At 61.3% G+C, this 16,119-nt stretch carries 15 protein-coding genes; 12 read left to right on the forward strand and 3 right to left on the reverse strand.

The genetic code is table 11. The features are described from left to right. Positions 1 to 3 precede the first annotated feature (3 nt). The 12 genes from K9B32_RS28015 to nuoG all read left to right on the forward strand — a co-directional run bounded on the left by K9B32_RS28015 (position 4) and on the right by nuoG (position 13,613). Positions 4 to 1,467 (forward strand): monovalent cation/H+ antiporter subunit D family protein, encoded by a 1,464-nt coding sequence (locus K9B32_RS28015; RefSeq protein WP_224568423.1) that lies wholly within the window; start codon positions 4 to 6, stop codon positions 1,465 to 1,467. Further along, the gene (locus K9B32_RS28020) at positions 1,464 to 1,718 is read left to right on the forward strand and encodes a hypothetical protein (RefSeq protein ID WP_224568434.1); all 255 of its coding nucleotides are present in this window, start codon (positions 1,464 to 1,466) and stop codon (positions 1,716 to 1,718) included. The genes K9B32_RS28015 and K9B32_RS28020 overlap by 4 nt, the downstream gene beginning before the upstream one ends. After that, positions 1,711 to 3,471, forward strand: a complete 1,761-nt coding sequence (locus K9B32_RS28025; RefSeq protein ID WP_224568436.1) for a Na(+)/H(+) antiporter subunit D — start codon at positions 1,711 to 1,713, stop codon at positions 3,469 to 3,471. Before K9B32_RS28020 ends, K9B32_RS28025 begins: the two co-directional genes overlap by 8 nt. Positions 3,472 to 3,479: 8 nt before the next feature. Next, entirely contained in the window at positions 3,480 to 4,955 is a 1,476-nt protein-coding gene (locus K9B32_RS28030) for an NADH-quinone oxidoreductase subunit M (protein ID WP_224568438.1), read from the forward strand. Further along, on the forward strand, positions 4,952 to 6,391 hold the full coding sequence (locus K9B32_RS28035; protein ID WP_224568440.1) for an NADH-quinone oxidoreductase subunit N: 1,440 nt from the start codon (positions 4,952 to 4,954) through the stop codon (positions 6,389 to 6,391). The genes K9B32_RS28030 and K9B32_RS28035 overlap by 4 nt, the downstream gene beginning before the upstream one ends. Positions 6,392 to 6,552: 161 nt before the next feature. Beyond that, complete coding sequence (locus K9B32_RS28040; protein WP_224568463.1) at positions 6,553 to 6,918, forward strand: NADH-quinone oxidoreductase subunit A; 366 nt, start codon at positions 6,553 to 6,555, stop codon at positions 6,916 to 6,918. Then, positions 6,906 to 7,409 carry a NuoB/complex I 20 kDa subunit family protein gene (locus K9B32_RS28045; RefSeq protein WP_224568442.1) on the forward strand — a complete coding sequence of 168 codons (504 nt, stop codon included), beginning with the start codon at positions 6,906 to 6,908 and terminating at the stop codon, positions 7,407 to 7,409. Before K9B32_RS28040 ends, K9B32_RS28045 begins: the two co-directional genes overlap by 13 nt. Further along, entirely contained in the window at positions 7,406 to 7,969 is a 564-nt protein-coding gene (locus K9B32_RS28050) for an NADH-quinone oxidoreductase subunit C (RefSeq protein WP_224568444.1), read from the forward strand. Before K9B32_RS28045 ends, K9B32_RS28050 begins: the two co-directional genes overlap by 4 nt. Position 7,970: 1 nt before the next feature. Further along, positions 7,971 to 9,185: an NADH dehydrogenase (quinone) subunit D gene (gene nuoD, locus K9B32_RS28055; protein WP_224568446.1), complete on the forward strand. Its 1,215-nt coding sequence runs from the start codon at positions 7,971 to 7,973 to the stop codon at positions 9,183 to 9,185. 17 nt (positions 9,186 to 9,202) lie between these two features. Beyond that, on the forward strand, positions 9,203 to 9,715 hold the full coding sequence (nuoE, locus tag K9B32_RS28060) for an NADH-quinone oxidoreductase subunit NuoE (protein WP_224568449.1): 513 nt from the start codon (positions 9,203 to 9,205) through the stop codon (positions 9,713 to 9,715). Positions 9,716 to 9,719: 4 nt separating this feature from the next. Further along, entirely contained in the window at positions 9,720 to 10,985 is a 1,266-nt protein-coding gene (nuoF, locus tag K9B32_RS28065) for an NADH-quinone oxidoreductase subunit NuoF (protein ID WP_224568451.1), read from the forward strand. A gap of 30 nt (positions 10,986 to 11,015) precedes the next feature. Further along, positions 11,016 to 13,613, forward strand: coding sequence for an NADH-quinone oxidoreductase subunit NuoG (gene nuoG, locus K9B32_RS28070; protein ID WP_224568452.1), 2,598 nt, complete (start codon positions 11,016 to 11,018; stop codon positions 13,611 to 13,613). 17 nt (positions 13,614 to 13,630) lie between these two features. Here nuoG and K9B32_RS28075 read toward each other — a convergent pair whose 3' ends face one another. Genes K9B32_RS28075 through nuoH form a run of 3 tightly spaced genes read right to left on the reverse strand, consistent with a single transcriptional unit; the run spans position 13,631 to position 15,703 of the window. Further along, entirely contained in the window at positions 13,631 to 14,074 is a 444-nt protein-coding gene (locus tag K9B32_RS28075; protein WP_224568454.1) for a CBS domain-containing protein, read from the reverse strand. 45 nt (positions 14,075 to 14,119) lie between these two features. After that, positions 14,120 to 14,686 carry an NADH-quinone oxidoreductase subunit I gene (locus tag K9B32_RS28080; protein ID WP_224568456.1) on the reverse strand — a complete coding sequence of 189 codons (567 nt, stop codon included), beginning with the start codon at positions 14,684 to 14,686 and terminating at the stop codon, positions 14,120 to 14,122. A 30-nt stretch (positions 14,687 to 14,716) separates the two neighbouring features. Further along, positions 14,717 to 15,703, reverse strand: coding sequence for an NADH-quinone oxidoreductase subunit NuoH (gene nuoH, locus K9B32_RS28085; RefSeq protein ID WP_224568457.1), 987 nt, complete (start codon positions 15,701 to 15,703; stop codon positions 14,717 to 14,719). Between the last annotated feature and the right edge of the window lie 416 nt (positions 15,704 to 16,119).

A 16,119-nucleotide genomic window follows, 5' to 3' on the forward strand; every position in this document is an offset into this window, starting at 1 on the left:
GGTTTGGACCCGGTGATATCGATCCGGCCGCTGCTTGCCGTTGCCGTCGCAGGTCTGGCGGCCCTTGCGATTCTCCTCCTGAACAACCGCGAACGACTCCGCGATCTCGTCTCGCCATTGGCCGCTATCGCCATGTTCGCGATTGTCGCCTCGATGGCGCCGACGGTGCTTTCGGGCGGGACGATCGACTTGCGCCTGTTCGAGATCCTGCCGGGGATTGACTTCGCTTTCCGGGTCGATGCGCTTGGTATGGTGTTTGCCACCGTTTCTTCGCTGCTGTGGATCGCGGCGGCGATCTATTCCATCGGCTACATGCGGCACTTGAACGAACACGCGCAGACCCGGTTCTTCGCCTGCTTTGCCACCAGTCTCGCAGCGGCCGTGGGCGGCGCCTTCGCCGCCAACCTGTTCACGCTGGTGATCTTCTACGAGATGCTCAGCCTCGTGACCTATCCGCTCGTTTACCACCACGAGGACGAAGAGGCGTGGACGGGCAGCCGCAAGTACCTTGTCTATTTGATGGGCGCCTCGAAAAGCGCGCTTCTCGCCGCGCTGGCGCTGACCTACTCCATTGTGGGGTCGCTCGATTTCAGGGCAGGCGGATTGTTGGCGGGCGTCAATGCCTCGGCGCCGCTGCTGACGGTCGTCTACTTCTGCTATCTCTTCGGCTTTGCCAAGGCCGCCGTGATGCCGATGCACGCCTGGCTGCCGGCGGCGATGGTGGCGCCGACACCGGTCAGCGCGCTCCTGCATGCGGTGGCCGTGGTCAAGATGGGTGTGTTCTGCGTGCTGCGAGTGGTGTTCCATGTCTTCGGCACAGGGCTGATGGACAGTCAGCACCTTGGCATCGCCACGGCCTATCTGGTCTCGTTCACGATCCTGATGGCGTCCGTCTACGCCCTGACGCGCGACGACCTGAAGGCGAGGCTCGCCTATTCGACGGTCAGCCAGCTCTCTTATATCGTGCTGGGCGCGGTTTTGCTCTCGCCGGTCGCTATGGTCGGCGGAATCATCCACATTGCGGCTCACGCCTTCTCCAAAATCACCCTCTTTTTTTGCGCCGGGTCGATCTATTGCGCGTCCGGCAAGCGGAACATCAGCGACATGGCCGGTATCGGCCGCAGGCTGCCCTGGACGATGGGCGCGTTCTTCGTCGGCTCGCTGAGCATGATCGGGGTGCCGCCGACCGCGGGCTTCGTCAGCAAGTGGTATCTGACGCTGGGCTCGATGCAGGCGGGGGACGTCGCGTTCCTGATTGTGCTCCTGGTGAGTTCGGTTCTCAATGCCGCCTATTTCCTGCCGGTGACCTATCTCGCCTTTTTCAAGACGGAGGCCGAGAAGAGCCCGGCAACGGTCCGTGAAATCCCGATGATGACGATCCCGCTGGTGGCAACTGCCATCCTGTCGGTGTCGATGGGTATCTTCCCCAACTATTTCCTCGCCCTGGCGGAAGGAGTTGTCAGATGATCAAGCGCGTGGTCGATTTCTTTGGTGACGAAGAATACGCCAACCAGCGGCGCCGGCTGTTCTATCTGGTGCTCGTTCTGATCGTCATCACCGACTTTCTGGTCCCCCGCGAACACGCGGTTTATCTGTGGGACCGCCTGCCGGGCTGGTCGGCCTTCTATGGCTTCTTATCCTGCGTTCTGCTGATCTTCGTTTCCAAGTTCCTTGGCCATCAGGGCGGACTCATGCGGCGCGAGGACTATTATGATTGACTTCGCTCATCCGGCCCTGCTGTTCATTCTTGGCGCCCTGCCGATCCCTTTCCTCACCGGATCGATCCGGAAGGTCTATCTGCTGCTGATCCCGGCGCTGGCGATCCTTGCAGTGGTGACGGTCCAGCCGGGCAGTTATGGAGCGGCGCACTTCCTCGGGCAGGAAATCCTGGTCGCCAAGGTCGACAAGCTGAGCATCGTCTTCGCCACCGTTTTCACTATCATGGCTCTAATCGGAACAGTTTACGCGCTGCACTTGCCTCGTCCCGGTCAGCATGTCGCTGCCTTCGCCTACGTCGGCGGCGCGCTCGGCGTGGTGTTTGCCGGCGACTACCTGACGCTCTACCTGTTCTGGGAAACCATGGCCTTTGCTTCTGCCTATCTGGTCTTCGCCCAGGGCGGTCGACAGGCGATCAATGCCGGGTTCCGGTATATCATGGTCCATGTCACTGGCGGCGTCGTGTTGCTTGGGGGCATCGTTCTCCATGGAGCCTCGACAGGATCGCTGCTCTTCGGACCGATCGAGGCGGGGATGGGCGCCGGCGCCTACCTGATCCTTGCCGGGTTCCTTCTTAACGCCGCGGTACCACCCCTCAACGCCTGGCTGACCGACGCTTACCCAGAGGCGACCGTCACCGGGGCGGTATTCATGAGCGCCTTCACGACCAAGACCGCCGTCTATGTGTTGGCGCGCGCGTTTCCCGGGACCGAGCTTCTGGTCTGGCTCGGTACCGCGATGGCGCTCTACGGTGTCATCTACGCGGTGCTGGAAAACGACTGTCGGCGGCTGCTCGCCTATCACATCGTCAGCCAGGTCGGCTACATGGTGGCCGGCATCGGGATCGGGACCGAGATGGCGGTGAACGGTGCCACAAGCCACGCTTTCGCGCATATCCTTTACAAGGCGCTCCTCTTCATGGGGGCCGGGGCGGTCATCTACGTCACCGGGCAGCGCAAGCTCACCGAGCTTGGCGGGCTCTACAAGACCATGCCGCTGACGGTGGCGCTCTACATGGTCGGCGCCTTCGCGATCTCGGCCTTTCCATTCTTCTCGGGCTTTGTCACCAAGTCGATGGTGATTGCCGCTGCCGGACAGGATCATCGCGCGCTGGTGGTACTGGCGTTGACGATGGCCTCGTCGGGGACGTTTCTGCATACCGGGCTCAAGCTCCCGTATTACATGTTTTTTGGCACAGACCGGAAGCTTCAGGCGCGGGAGCCGCCGCGCAACATGCTGGTTGCGATGAGCATGGCGGCGGTCCTCTGCGTTGCGATCGGCGTATTCCCGCAGCCGCTTTATGCGCTTCTTCCCTATCAGGTGGACTTCGAACCCTATACGGGCAGTCACGTCACGGAGAGCCTCGGCCTGCTGATGTTCACCGCCTTCGGGTTCGTGCTGTTCCTCAAGGCCCTCGACCCCGAGAAGACGATCAGCCTCGACACCGACTGGTTCTATCGCAAGGGGGCGCGGCTGTTCATGTGGCTCGCCGAAAAGCCGCTGGCGCGCTACGAGAAGGCGGTGAGCGACGTGTCCGAGACCGCGGCATTGCCCTTCCTATATGGCGCAGCGCGGGCGGGACTGCGGATCGATCTCATCGGCGTAGACGCCATCGTGAATGGCGTCGCCCAATCGATCCTGCGCGGCGGCGGGACGCTGCGGCGGCTACAGACGGGTGTCGTTACCCATTACGCGCTGGCCATGATTGTCGGTGTCATCGCAGCCACCATCGTCTTCGCCGTAGCGTGGCGGTAGGGGGATCCATGGGGTTACCGCTCCTGAGCCTCATCGTATTCACGCCCGCTGTCGGGGCGGCGGTCCTGATGTTTCTACGCAGCGACGGTGCGGTGCGGTGGACGGCGCTGGCTGTCACCGTCCTCGACCTCGCTTTCTGCATCGCCATGCTGGCCGGTTTCGACACGTCGACCCACAAAATGCAGTTCACCGAGGTGCGGCCGTGGGTGCCGGCACTCGGCATTACCTTTGCGCTCGGTGTCGATGGGATCAGCGCGCTTTTCGTGTTCCTGACGGCGCTGCTGGGGGCGGTTTGCGTGCTCGCCTCGTGGGTCGCGATCGACCGCAAGGTGAAGGAGTTCATGGTCAGTCTGCTGGTCATGCAGGCGCTGATGCTGGGGGTGTTCTCAGCGCTCGACCTGTTCTTGTTCTATGTCTTCTGGGAGGCGATGCTGATCCCGATGTACTTGATCATCGGCGTCTGGGGCGGCGACGGCCGGATCTACGCGGCTTTCAAGTTCTTCCTCTATACGCTGGCGGGCAGCGTCCTGTTCCTGATCGGCGTCATCGTGCTCTACTTCAACGGCGGCAAGACTTTCGACATCCTCGCCCTGACAGCGCACGATTTGCCGTTCGGGGTCCAGTCGTGGCTGTTCTTCGCCTTCCTTGTCGCCTTCGCAGTCAAGGTGCCTATGGTCCCGGTCCATACCTGGCTGCCGGACGCCCATGTGCAGGCGCCAACGGCAGGCAGCATTATTCTTGCCGGAGTGCTCCTGAAAATGGGCGCCTACGGATTCTTGCGGTTCTCGCTGCCGATGCTGCCGGAGGCGTCGTTGTATTATTCGACGCTGATGCTGGCGCTTTCGGCGCTTGCAATCGTCTATGGCGGGTTGCTTGCGCTGGCACAGGACGACCTCAAGAAGCTGGTGGCCTATTCCAGCATCAGCCACATGGGCTTCGTGACGATGGGGATTTTCGCGCTGAACCTGCGAGGGCTCGAGGGCGCCATCCTGCAAATGTTCAATCACGGCGTAACGACGGGCGCCCTTTTTTTGTTCGTCGGCCTGATCTACGAGCGGACCCACACCCGCAGCATCGCCGATTATGGCGGGCTGATGAAGGTGGCGCCGGTTTATAGCGTGTTTTTTGCCTTGTTCATCCTGTCATCGATGGCGCTGCCGGGAACGAATTCGTTCGTGGGCGAGTTGCTCGTGCTGGCGGGTGGGTTTGCCGCCAACCTGGCCGTCGGCGCGGCGGCCATTTTGGGTGCCCTACTGGGCGCGGCCTATCTGCTCGGCATGTATGGGAAAGTCGCGCTCGGTCCGGCCAGCGTCGGCGCGCGGTTCAAGATACGTGACGTAAATGCCCGCGAGGTCGCTGCGACCCTGCCGCTGGCCGTCTTCGTGCTCTGGGTGGGGTTCTATCCAAAGCCTTTTCTCAACATCATTGACGCGTCGGTCCAGCATCTGCTGACGCACGTACACGGCGAGGGGAGCGGCCAATGACCGCCACCGCGCTTTTCCAGTCGATCGTGGCGAGCCTGCCCGAAATCGTGGTGATCATTGGAGCTTGCATCCTGCTGATCCTGGGGCAATTCGTGCAAAAGAGGCAAGAGCACTTCCTTGTCTGGGCCTCCGTCGCCATTGTGCTGATAGCCGCCTCGGCGACACTCATGCTGGCGAGCGAGGTACGGCCGGCCTACACCGGCATGTTCATCGCCGACCGTTTTGCGGTCTTCTTCAAGTTCGTGTTCTACATCGCTACCGTCCTGACATTCCTCCTTTCCCGAAAATATGCGGATATCGAAGGGATAGGCAGCAGCGAATACTATGTCCTGCTGCTCTTCGCGCTTTCGGGAATGATGATCATGGCCTCGGCGACCGATCTCATGTCGATCTATGTGGGCCTGGAGTTGATGGTGCTCTGCACCTATGTGCTGACCGGCTTCCTGCGACGGGAGCGGCGATCGAACGAAGCGGCGCTGAAGTATGTGATCCTCGGCGCGGTCTCGACCGGGATCTTCCTTTACGGCGTTTCGCTGGTTTACGGGCTCACCGGCACGACACAACTCGACGGCATGGCTGCGGCGGTGACCGGCGATCCGCTCGATCCCGGATTGCTGCTGGCGGTGGTCTTCATTGTCGCGGGGCTGGTTTTCAAAGTCGGCGCGGTGCCGTTCCATATGTGGGTGCCGGACGTCTATGAAGGCGCGCCAACCACGATCACCGCCTTCATGTCGGTGGGGCCCAAGGCGGCAGGGTTCGCGGTGATCCTGCGGGTGTTCCTCAACCCGCTGGTCGCAGCCTCGGATGTTTGGATCATCGTCGCGGTCATTGCAGTGGTGACGATGGCGCTCGGCAGTTTCGTGGCGCTGGTGCAGGACAATTTCAAGCGCCTCCTGGCCTATTCCAGCATTGCCCATGCTGGGTTCGCCCTTTTCGGCGTGGCGGCCGGCGGTGCGGACGGGATCGCCAGCGTGATGCTTTACTTGCTGATCTACGCTTTCATGAATCTCGGCATTTTCGGCACGATCATCATGATGCGGAACGGCGATTTCTCCGGCGAGGTTATCGAAGACTATGCGGGTCTCGCCAAATCGCATCCCGGGCTGGCGCTCGTGATGCTGCTCTATCTGTTCTCGCTGGCCGGCATTCCACCGACGGCCGGGTTTTTCGCCAAGTTCTACGTGCTGGTCGCGCTGGTCGAGCGAGGTTTCGTCATGCTGGCGGTGATCGCGGTGCTGCTGAGCGTCGTCGCCGCCTACTTTTATATCCGCATCGTCATGGTGATCTACATGCGCGAGCCGGAGAAGATGTTCGTCCCGGCGCTGACGCCAATGGTGCGCGCCACGCTGGCCTTCACCGCCGCCGGCACCATCGGCATTGGCCTGTTTCCAGCGTGGTTTCTGAGGCTTGCTCAGCATTCGGTGTTTGGCGGCTGATCTATTGAATTTGCAATGATCCACCCGACGGAATACACTGATAATTCAAGAAAGGATTGCCAAAGTCGCTTCCCGGAGCGACCGCACTACCGGTTCCGGATGGGGCCGGCGGCGGCCTGAAGAAAGCTCCAGGTGGGTGACCGGGGCAATGCGATATGACTATGGCTGCAATGGAGTTCCTGCCGGTTCTTGTCATGGTTGCCGGAATTGTTCTGGTGACGGGGGCGACGCTATTCGTCTCCTCGTTGCTGCGGCCGTCCAATCCCTATCCCGAGAAGAACATGCCCTATGAGTGCGGCGTGGACCCGGCGGGCGAAGCCGCCGGGGGCCGTTTCAGGGTGCAATTCTTTGTGCTGGCGATCCTGCTGGTGGTCTTCGACGTCGAGACGATGTTCCTCTTTCCCTGGGCTGTCGTCCTGAAAGACATAGGTCTGGTCGGTTATGTCGAGATGTTCGTCTTCATGTTGCTGCTTATCGTGGGTTTCGCCTACGCCTGGCTGAAGGGAGCGCTGGAATGGGAGGCGTAAACAATACGATCCGCGACAGCGTGCTGTTCACCACGGCCGAGAGCATCATCAACTGGAGCCGAAAATCCGCGCTGTGGCCCGAGACCTTCGGTATTGCCTGCTGCGCCATCGAGATGATCTCGGCAGGATGCGCGCGCTATGATCTCGATCGGTTCGGCGTGGTCTTCCGGCCTTCGCCGCGCCAGTCCGACGTGATGATCATCGCCGGCACCGTGACCCGGAAGTTCGCACCCGTCGTGCGCCGGCTCTATGACCAGATGCCGGAGCCGCGCTGGGTGATCGCAATGGGCACCTGCGCGATCTCAGGGGGGGTCTACAACACCTATGCCGTGGTGCAGGGGTCGGAAACCTTCGTGCCCGTCGACGTGCATGTGCCAGGCTGTCCGCCGCGGCCCGAGGCGCTGATGCACGGCTTCCTGCTGCTTCAGGAGAAGATCAAGAGATCCCGCGCGCTAGCCGGAACGCCTCTGGATCGGGTTGCAACCTCATGAGCGTGGAGCCGTCTTTCAATCGCGCTCTGATCATGGAGCATTTCAAAGCAGCAATCGAGGACCTCGGCGCCGTGCACGGCATCTACGCCTTTGCCGTTCCACCCGAAAAGATCGTTGAGTTCTGCCGATTTCTGAAAGACCATCCGGCGCTCCGGTTCAATTTCCTGTCTGACATCTGTGGGGTCGATCATTACCCGGAGTTGCCACGCTATGAGGCGGTGTACCACCTCTATTCGCTGCCGAACAAATGGCGGGTTCGCATCAAGTGCCGGCTTGGTGATCCGCCTCGCGTCCCGTCGGTGACCGGGGTCTGGCGCACTGCCAATTGGCACGAGCGCGAGGCCTGGGACATGTATGGCATCAAGTTCGAAGGCCATCCCGACCTGCGCCGGATCTACATGTGGGAAGGCTTTGAGGGCTTTCCCCAGCGCAAGGATTTCCCCTTAAGGGGCTACAAGGACAAGCTGAACCCCTTCGGGGCCGAAGGTCCGCCTCCGACACGGCCCGACATCGCCACCAGGGAAATCCCGCAAGGAGGCCGTTCTACGCCGGAAAATTGAGATGACCGAAGTCACAGAGCTCAGCAGGCCGCAAGGCGAAGCGCTCACCACCAGGGACGTGCTTCTCAACCTCGGCCCGCAGCACCCCAGCACTCACGGGGTTCTTCGGCTCGTCCTCGAACTTGACGGCGAGTATGTCGGCCGCGTGGACCCGCATATCGGTTACCTCCACCGCGGCACAGAAAAACTCGCCGAGAGTTTCACCTACACCCAGATATTCCCGCTGACCGACCGGCTCGATTATCTCTGCCCGCCGTCGAACAACCTGGCCTTCGCGCTGGCAGTGGAGAAGCTCCTCGGCATAGAAGCACCGGTCCGGGCGCAGTACATACGCGTCATGATGGCCGAACTGGCGCGGATCTCCGGTCATCTCTTGATCACCGGCGCGCTGCCAATGGATCTGGGTGCAATCACCGCGCTGCTTTACGTCATGCGCGAGCGCGAAATGATCATGGACCTGCTGGAGATGATCAGCGGTGCAAGAATGCACACGTCCTTCTGCAGGGTTGGCGGAGTGCGCGAGGATCTGCCTGACGGCTTCTTTCCCAAGATCAGGGAGTTCTGCGACATCTTCCCGAACCGGATCCGCGACTATGAGCGATTGCTCGAGGATAACAGGGTGTTCCTCAAGCGCACGAAGGGGATCGGCGTGATCTCCGGCGAAGACGCAATCGATCTGGGTCTCAGTGGCCCGAACCTGCGTGCCTCCGGTGTCGATTGGGATATCCGCCGCGACGAGCCCTACGAGATTTATGACCGGCTCGCGTTCAACGTCATCACCCGCAACGAGGGCGATTGCTACGCGCGCTGGCGGTGCCGCGTCGATGAGATGCGCGAAAGCATCGCGATCATCGAACAATGCATCGACCAGATGCCCGAAGGACCGTTCCAGATCGACATGCCGACGATCGCGTTCCCGGTGGACAAGGAGCGGGTGCATTGCTCGATGGAGGCTTTGATCCAGCATTTCGACCTGTCGGCCTATGGCTTCAAGGTACCGAAAGGCGAGGTCTATTCGGCGATCGAGGCGCCAAAGGGTGAGTTGGGGTTCTACATCATCAGCGACGGATCGCCGAAACCGTTCCGCATGAAGGTGCGAGCACCGTCGTTCGTCAACCTTCAGGCCCTCTTCGGGGTCACCAACGCACGCTACCTGGCGGATATGATCGCCGTGCTGGGCAGCCTCGATCCGGTGATGGCGGAGGTGGACAAGTAACAGGGGATTAGGACACGATGAGCATGCGCGAAAAGATAAAAGCGGCGGCGGCGCGGTATACGAACCAGCGCTCGGCAATCATGCCCGCGCTTCTGATCGCGCAGAAGGAACATGGTTATCTGCCCGGGCCGGTGCTGGAGGAGGTCGCCGACATCCTCGGCGTCGAGCGGATGTGGGTTTACGAGCTGGCGACCTTCTACACGCTCTTCCATACCGAGCCGGTGGGCCTATTCCACGTGCAACTCTGCGACAACGTTTCCTGCATGCTGTGCGGATCGGAGGACCTGCTGAAGCACCTGGAAGCGGTCCTGGCGATCAAGAAGGGTGAGACCACCCCGGATGGGCTGTTCACGCTTTCGACGGTGGAATGCCTCGGCGCCTGCGAGATGGCTCCGGTAATGCAAGTCGGCGACGATTACCACGGCCATCTGGATGTCGCGCGGGTAAACGCACTCCTGGACAGTCTTCGGGTAATAGCAACGCGGGCAGCAAGCGTTGAGCACGCCTCTGCGCAACAGCCGGGGGAGTAGCGCCATGTTCGAGCCGGTTCTCCTCAAGAATATCGACGTGCCGGATGGTCATTTGCTGCCGACCTATGAGGCCGGCGGCGGCTACCAGGCGCTGAAGAAGGTGCTGCGCGAGCACACCCCCGATGAGGTCATCGACCTCGTCAAGGAATCAAACCTGCGCGGTCGCGGCGGTGCCGGTTTCCCGACGGGCATGAAATGGAGCTTCGTGCCGAAGCGGGGCGACAAGCCGAAATATCTGTGCTGCAATGCCGACGAAGGCGAGCCCGGCACCTTCAAGGACCGGATCATCATGGAGCGCGACCCGCACCAGCTCATCGAGGGGCTGGCGGTAAGTGCCTACGCGATCGGCGCCAAGACCGCCTATGTCTACATCCGCGGAGAGTATATGACGGCGATCCGTCGCCTCGAGCAGGCGATCGCCGAGGCTCACCAAAGGGGTTACTTGGGGCAGAGTATCCTGGGCTCCGATTTCGATTTCGCCGTGCACATCCATTGCGGCGCGGGCGCCTATATCTGCGGCGAAGAGACAGCGATGCTCGACTCGCTCGAGGGCAAGCGGGCGCAGCCCCGCCTGAAACCGCCGTTTCCGGCGGTCGAGGGGCTCTACGCCAGCCCGACGGTCATCAACAACGTCGAGACGCTCGCTTGCGTGCCGCATATCGTGATGCGGGGCTCGAGGTGGTTTCGGGAGATCGGCCCGGACAAGAGCCCCGGCCCGAAGCTCTATTGCCTCAGCGGACAAGTGCGCAAACCGGGTCTCTATGAATTGCCGATGGGCATACCGCTGCGGGAGCTGGTCGAGAACAACGCGGGCGGTCCCTTGCCCGGACGCAGGATCAAGGCGGTTATCCCAGGCGGTGTCTCGGCGCCGGTCATCCCCGAGAGCGGGCTTGATGTGGGGATGGATTTCGACTCGCTTGCGGCCGCCGGTTCGATGCTCGGCTCGGCTGGCGTGATCGTGATCGACGACTCGACCTGCATGGTCAAGGTCGCCACCCGGATCATCGAGTTCTTCCACCACGAGTCCTGCGGCAAATGCACGCCTTGCCGCGAGGGGCTGAACTGGGTCGTGAAAGTGTTGCGCCGGGTCGAGGCGGGGCAGGGGGAGCCGGGCGATCTGGAACAGCTGGACGCGCTCTGCAAAGGCATTTTCGGCAATACGTTCTGCGCTCTGGGCGATGGTGCGGCTATGGGGCTGCGGGCCGCGCTCAAGCATTTCCGCGATGAGTTCGTCGCCCATATCGAGGAGCGGAGGTGCCCGTTTCACTGAGGTGCGTGGGGAGTAGACCGCGAGGAAGCCATGGTTCGCATCACGATCAATGAACAAACGCTGGAAGTGGAAGCTGGCTCCACGGTGCTGCAGGCCGCCGAGCGTTTGGGCATCGACATCCCGACCTTCTGTTACATGAAGCGGTTGCCGCCGCTCGCCTCGTGCCGCATGTGCCTGGTCGAAATCGAGGGGCAGCGCAGGCTGCAGCCGTCCTGCGCCACCGCAGTCACCGACGGCATGGTGGTGCGCACCAACACGCCGCTGATCGAGGAAACCCGCTCGTCCATGCTCGACATGCTGCTTGCCAACCATCCGCTCGACTGCCCGATATGTGATAAAGGCGGTGAGTGCGAGCTTCAGAACCAGGTGATGGCATACGGGCCGCGCGAAAGCCGGTTTCGTGATGCCAAACGGGTGTTCCACTCCGAGGACATCCGCCTCAGCCCGGTCATCATCATGAACGTCAACCGCTGTATCCAGTGCCAACGCTGCGTGCGGATGTGCGAAGAGGTGGTCGGCGCGGTCGCCCTGGGCACGGTCGAAAAAGGCATGGATACCGCCGTGACCGGCTTCGAGGGTAGTCTTGCAAGTTGCGACCAATGCGGCAATTGCGTCGAGGTCTGCCCGGTCGGCGCGCTGATGAGCTTCCCCTATCGCTACAAGGCCCGCCCCTGGGATCTGGCCGAGACCGACACGGTCTGCCCACATTGCGGCACCGGCTGCCAGTTGACGGTCGGCACACGCAAGGGCGAGTTCATGCGGGTCCGCTCGAAGTGGGACGAGGGTCTCAACCGCGAAACCCTCTGCGTGCGGGGACGTTTTGGCCTCGATTTCGTCACGAGCCCGGACAGGATCAGGGGGCCGATGGTCCGCCGTGATGGCGCCCTTGTTCCGGTTTCCTGGGACGAAGCGGGGAACTACCTACGACAGCGTCTTTCCGCGGTTGAGGGAAGGGCTGCAGGCGGGCTTGCCTCACCACGCCTTCCCAACGAGGTGCTTTATCAATTCCAGAAAATGATGCGGACGATGTTCCGAACAAACAATATTGACTGCTCGTCGCGCTGGTCCACGCCTTTCGATGTGCTCGGTCCGTTGGTTACTAGCTTTTTCAGCCGCGCGCCGCTTCAGGACGTCATTGGAAACGACTGCGTGCTCGTCGTCGGCGGCAACGTGACCGAGGAGAATCCGGTCACCGAGTATCTCCTGCGCGACGCTGCACGCCGCCGGCAGACGAGATTGCTCATGCTCTCGGTGCGGCCGTCCCGCTTGGACGCCGATGCACGGGCGGTCGTTCGCGTTCTGCCGGGCTGTGAGGCAGCGAGCCTTGCCGCAGCGGTGGCCAGTCTGGTGACGGCGGCTGGTCAGGCCTTTCCGGACGACGTTCTTGCTGACATCGGAGCGACAATTGGCGGGCCGGCGGCAGCCACCGGCAGCGACGCAACGTACCGTCTGGCCACGACGCTGCTGGAAGGCCGGAGGGTCACCGCGCTTGTCAGCGCCGACCTCCTGAGGTCGCCAACAGCGCGCGCGACGCTGCAGCAGCTCAACAACCTGCTGCAGGTTCTCCGCCTGCTGGGCAAGAGCCCGACGATGCAGTTTCTCTTCGATCGCGCCAACCAGCTAGGCGCCTGGGATATGGGCGTTCTACCGGCCGCTCTGCCGGGACTGCGTGCGGTCGCCGATAATGCCACGCGCGCAACTCTCGAACGGGCCTGGGGCGCCGAGATCCCGTCGGAACCGGGCGTGGATTTCGACGGGATGCTGCAACTCTGCGACAGGGGACGAATGGGCGCGCTCTATATCGTTGGAAGCGACCCCTTGATGTCCTATCCCGACCGGGAGTTTGTGCAGCGGGCGCTTCGTGCCGCCGATCTGCTGATCGTGCAGGACGCATTTCTCACGGATACTGCGGGCCTCGCTGATGTCGCGCTGCCCGCCGCGAGCTACGGCGAGGAATCCGGCACTTTCACCAACAACGAAGGCCGGACCCAGAAGGTCCGCAAGTTCCGTGAGCCGGTCGCCGAGGCCCGAGGCAATCTGGCGGTCTTCGACTTTGTCGCAGCACTTCAAAGCCACGCGCTCCGGCTGCGACCATCGGTTCAAACCGAGATTTTCGACGAGATCGCCCAGCTGGTTCCCGCCTATGAGGGCCTGACGCAGGACGGGCTTGGCGCCGACGGAGCATTCACCAAGGCGGCTCTCGTGCTCCCTGCTGGCAGGTTCTTCGCCCCACCGGCTGTGCCCATTGCAACCGACAGGCTCATGCTGGTCACTGGCAATTGCCTGTTCCACAATGGATATCTTTCCGAGCGCTCGGAAATCCTGAACACGGTCGCCGACGACCCCTATGTCGCGATGAGTGCGTGGGACGCGGCGCAACTTGGCCTTTCGGATGGCGATCAGGTAGTTGTGCGATCCGCCCAGCACGAACTGACGGCAAAGCTCAAGATCGACAAGCATTTTCCCCGGGGACTTGTGTTCATTCCCGAAAACTACAGAGCCCTTCGCCTCAACAGCCTGATGCGGCGGGGCGAATATCCCTGTCCGGTGGACGTAAAAAAGGTGCACGTACCATTCGAGATCACCACCGTCGCCGGGTTCGGGGCAGAGCCGGAGAATCCAAGCTGAGGCTAAAGCGGCCGGCGTCAGTGGTAATAAGCCGTCCCGCAAATGTAATTGTACAGGTCCTCTTCCGTGCGCAGGGCTTCGTCGAGCCTGTACTTGACCACGTCGCCGATGCTGACAATGCCGGCTATCTTGTCGCCATCCATGACCAGCACATGGCGCGTGCGCCGCTCGGTCATGATCGCCATGACAAGAGGCAGTAAATCGTCTGTCGAGCAGGTCGCCACACGGCGGTTCATGATATCGCCAACGCGCATGACCGGCGCTTTGATTCCGTATTCAGCGACTGCATTGCAGCAGTCCCGCTCCGACACCGTTCCCAAGCATTCCCCGGGGGAACGGCCGACAATAACGAAGCCGATGTTGTTTTCGCGAAACAACCTCAGGACCTCCACCATTGTGTGGTCCGGTGTGACCGAGACGATCTCGGGGGACTTGGTCTTCAAGATTTGGCAGACAAGCATTTTAACCTCCTGTCTGCGCGCTTCGGCTTAACGGCTGGCGCGCGTTCACGTTCGTCGGATATTCTGCCACCAGTTGTACCCTTGTGGCTCGCTCGTCTCGACCAGAACGTCCTGTTCAGTGTTCAGGCGCGCCGAGACCACGCCGCCGCCGGTCACAGCCTTGCCCGGCTTGCCGAGCAGATCGTCCCGTCCAATCACCAAGTCACGCGAAGAAAAACTCGAGAATTCGTATTGCTGGCCAAGCGCGATCGCGTCCGCCGGGCAGGCATCCTCGCACAGGCCACAGAAGAGACACCGTGCCGTATCGATCTCGAATTTTGCCGGGTGACGGTTGCCCTTCTCGTCCTCGTAGGGGATGACTTCGATGCAGTCGCAGGGACAAATTCGCGCGCAGAGTTCGCAGGCCACGCACTTGATCTCGCCCTCTTCATCGCGCGTTAAGAAATGATGCCCGCGGTAACGCGAGTAGGGCAACCATTTTTCCTTGTCGGGATACTGCATCGTCACGGATCTGGAGAACATGTAGCTAAAGGTCAGAGCCAAGCCGCTCGCCAGATCGGCGAAGAAGGCCCAACCGATCCATGTTCCAATGCTGTCCCGTGCGCGCGACATCGGCGCTCCACTACGGAGCCGCTGCGGCCCCTAAAAGAAAACAAGACCAGTTATGATTATGTTCGCCATCGACAAAGGAAGCAAGACTTTCCATCCGATCGCCATCAGCTGGTCGTAGCGGTAGCGGGGAAACGTGAAGCGGAACCACATGAACAAATAGACGAAGAACGCGACCTTGAGCGCAAACCAGAGGAGCGGTGGCAAGGGGATCAGTACGCCGTTCCAACCGCCGAAGAACAGGATTACTGCCAGGACCGACACCAGCAGTACGATGGCATATTCGCTGACCATGAAGAACGCAAAACGGATGCCGCTGTACTCGGTATGGAACCCGGCGCCGAGATCGCCTTCGGCTTCGGCCAGGTCGAAGGGAATGCGCTGTGCTTCGGCCAGTCCGGCGACGAAGAACACGAAGAATCCGATCGGTTGGTAGACGATGTTCCAGACATCGGCTTGTGCTCGAACGATCTCGAGCAGGCTCATGGATTGCGCCAACATGACGACACCGATCACCGCGAACCCCATTGGGATCTCGTAGCTTATCATCTGCGCGCAGGTCCTGAGGCTGCCCAGGACCGCGTATTTGCTGTTAGCGGCCCAGCCGCCGAAGATAACGCCATACACCTCGATCCCGATCACCGCGAAGACGAAAAGGAGCGCGACATTCATATTGGAAACGTAGAGCGTGACCTCGGCGCCGAGGACCGAGACTGTTTCGCCGAAAGGGATCGCGACGAAGACGACAAAGGGCGGAGCGAGCGCCAGGATAGGAGCCACCTTGAACAGGAAGCGGTCGGCCTCGGCCGGGATGTGGTCCTCTTTGGTTAAAAGCTTGATTCCGTCCGCCAACGGTTGCAACAGCCCATGCCACCCAACGCGCATCGGGCCCATCCGTTGCTGCATGTGTCCGGCGATCTTGCGTTCCAGCCAGGTTAGAGGCAAGGGCAGCAGCAGCAGCATCGCAATCAGCAACGCAACCTTGAAGATGATCAATCCGATGGCGAATATGAGTTCCATGATCCGCAGCTGCTAATTCATGGGTTGGAACACGCGACCGGACTTTTGCTCCGGCTATGCACTGCGTCGTTTGCACCTGTCAGGCCACAGGATACAACTGCGACGCATCCCATACAATGCGACCATGCTTATGTCGTCGCAGGGCGATGTCGCGCTATACGTGGCTAACCGCTTGCAGGTATTGGCTGCGCCCGATCATCAGCTGCAAGAACCGCCGTTTTCCGCCGCAGATCATCTCTCGTCCAGTGTGGCTGCATTTCCGTTTCCCTTGGGAGGCTGAACGCCGAGACATGCCGCCCCAATCCCACTCAGATATTTCAAGAGAACCACGTTGCGCAGAGCTGTTGCCCTAATGCGTGAATGGGGTTTTCCCGATCTATCGTATTGACCATGCCTATGGCTCCGCGGCCTTTGCA

Source organism: Rhizobium sp. 3T7, assembly GCF_020166565.1.
In the GTDB taxonomy this organism is placed as follows: domain Bacteria; phylum Pseudomonadota; class Alphaproteobacteria; order Rhizobiales; family Rhizobiaceae; genus Rhizobium.

Bases quoted from the DNA above. Each gene is read 5' to 3' on its own strand.
- K9B32_RS28020 (WP_224568434.1), top strand. From the start codon at position 1,464: ATGATCAAGCGCGTGGTCGATTTCTTTGGTGACGAAGAATACGCCAAC.
- K9B32_RS28025 (WP_224568436.1), top strand. From the start codon at position 1,711: ATGATTGACTTCGCTCATCCGGCCCTGCTGTTCATTCTTGGCGCCCTG.
- K9B32_RS28030 (WP_224568438.1), top strand. From the start codon at position 3,480: ATGGGGTTACCGCTCCTGAGCCTCATCGTATTCACGCCCGCTGTCGGG.
- K9B32_RS28035 (WP_224568440.1), top strand. From the start codon at position 4,952: ATGACCGCCACCGCGCTTTTCCAGTCGATCGTGGCGAGCCTGCCCGAA.
- K9B32_RS28040 (WP_224568463.1), top strand. From the start codon at position 6,553: ATGGCTGCAATGGAGTTCCTGCCGGTTCTTGTCATGGTTGCCGGAATT.
- K9B32_RS28045 (WP_224568442.1), top strand. From the start codon at position 6,906: ATGGGAGGCGTAAACAATACGATCCGCGACAGCGTGCTGTTCACCACG.
- K9B32_RS28050 (WP_224568444.1), top strand. From the start codon at position 7,406: ATGAGCGTGGAGCCGTCTTTCAATCGCGCTCTGATCATGGAGCATTTC.
- nuoD (WP_224568446.1), top strand. From the start codon at position 7,971: ATGACCGAAGTCACAGAGCTCAGCAGGCCGCAAGGCGAAGCGCTCACC.
- nuoE (WP_224568449.1), top strand. From the start codon at position 9,203: ATGAGCATGCGCGAAAAGATAAAAGCGGCGGCGGCGCGGTATACGAAC.
- nuoF (WP_224568451.1), top strand. From the start codon at position 9,720: ATGTTCGAGCCGGTTCTCCTCAAGAATATCGACGTGCCGGATGGTCAT.
- nuoG (WP_224568452.1), top strand. From the start codon at position 11,016: ATGGTTCGCATCACGATCAATGAACAAACGCTGGAAGTGGAAGCTGGC.
- K9B32_RS28075 (WP_224568454.1), bottom strand. From the start codon at position 14,074: ATGCTTGTCTGCCAAATCTTGAAGACCAAGTCCCCCGAGATCGTCTCG.
- K9B32_RS28080 (WP_224568456.1), bottom strand. From the start codon at position 14,686: ATGTCGCGCGCACGGGACAGCATTGGAACATGGATCGGTTGGGCCTTC.
- nuoH (WP_224568457.1), bottom strand. From the start codon at position 15,703: ATGGAACTCATATTCGCCATCGGATTGATCATCTTCAAGGTTGCGTTG.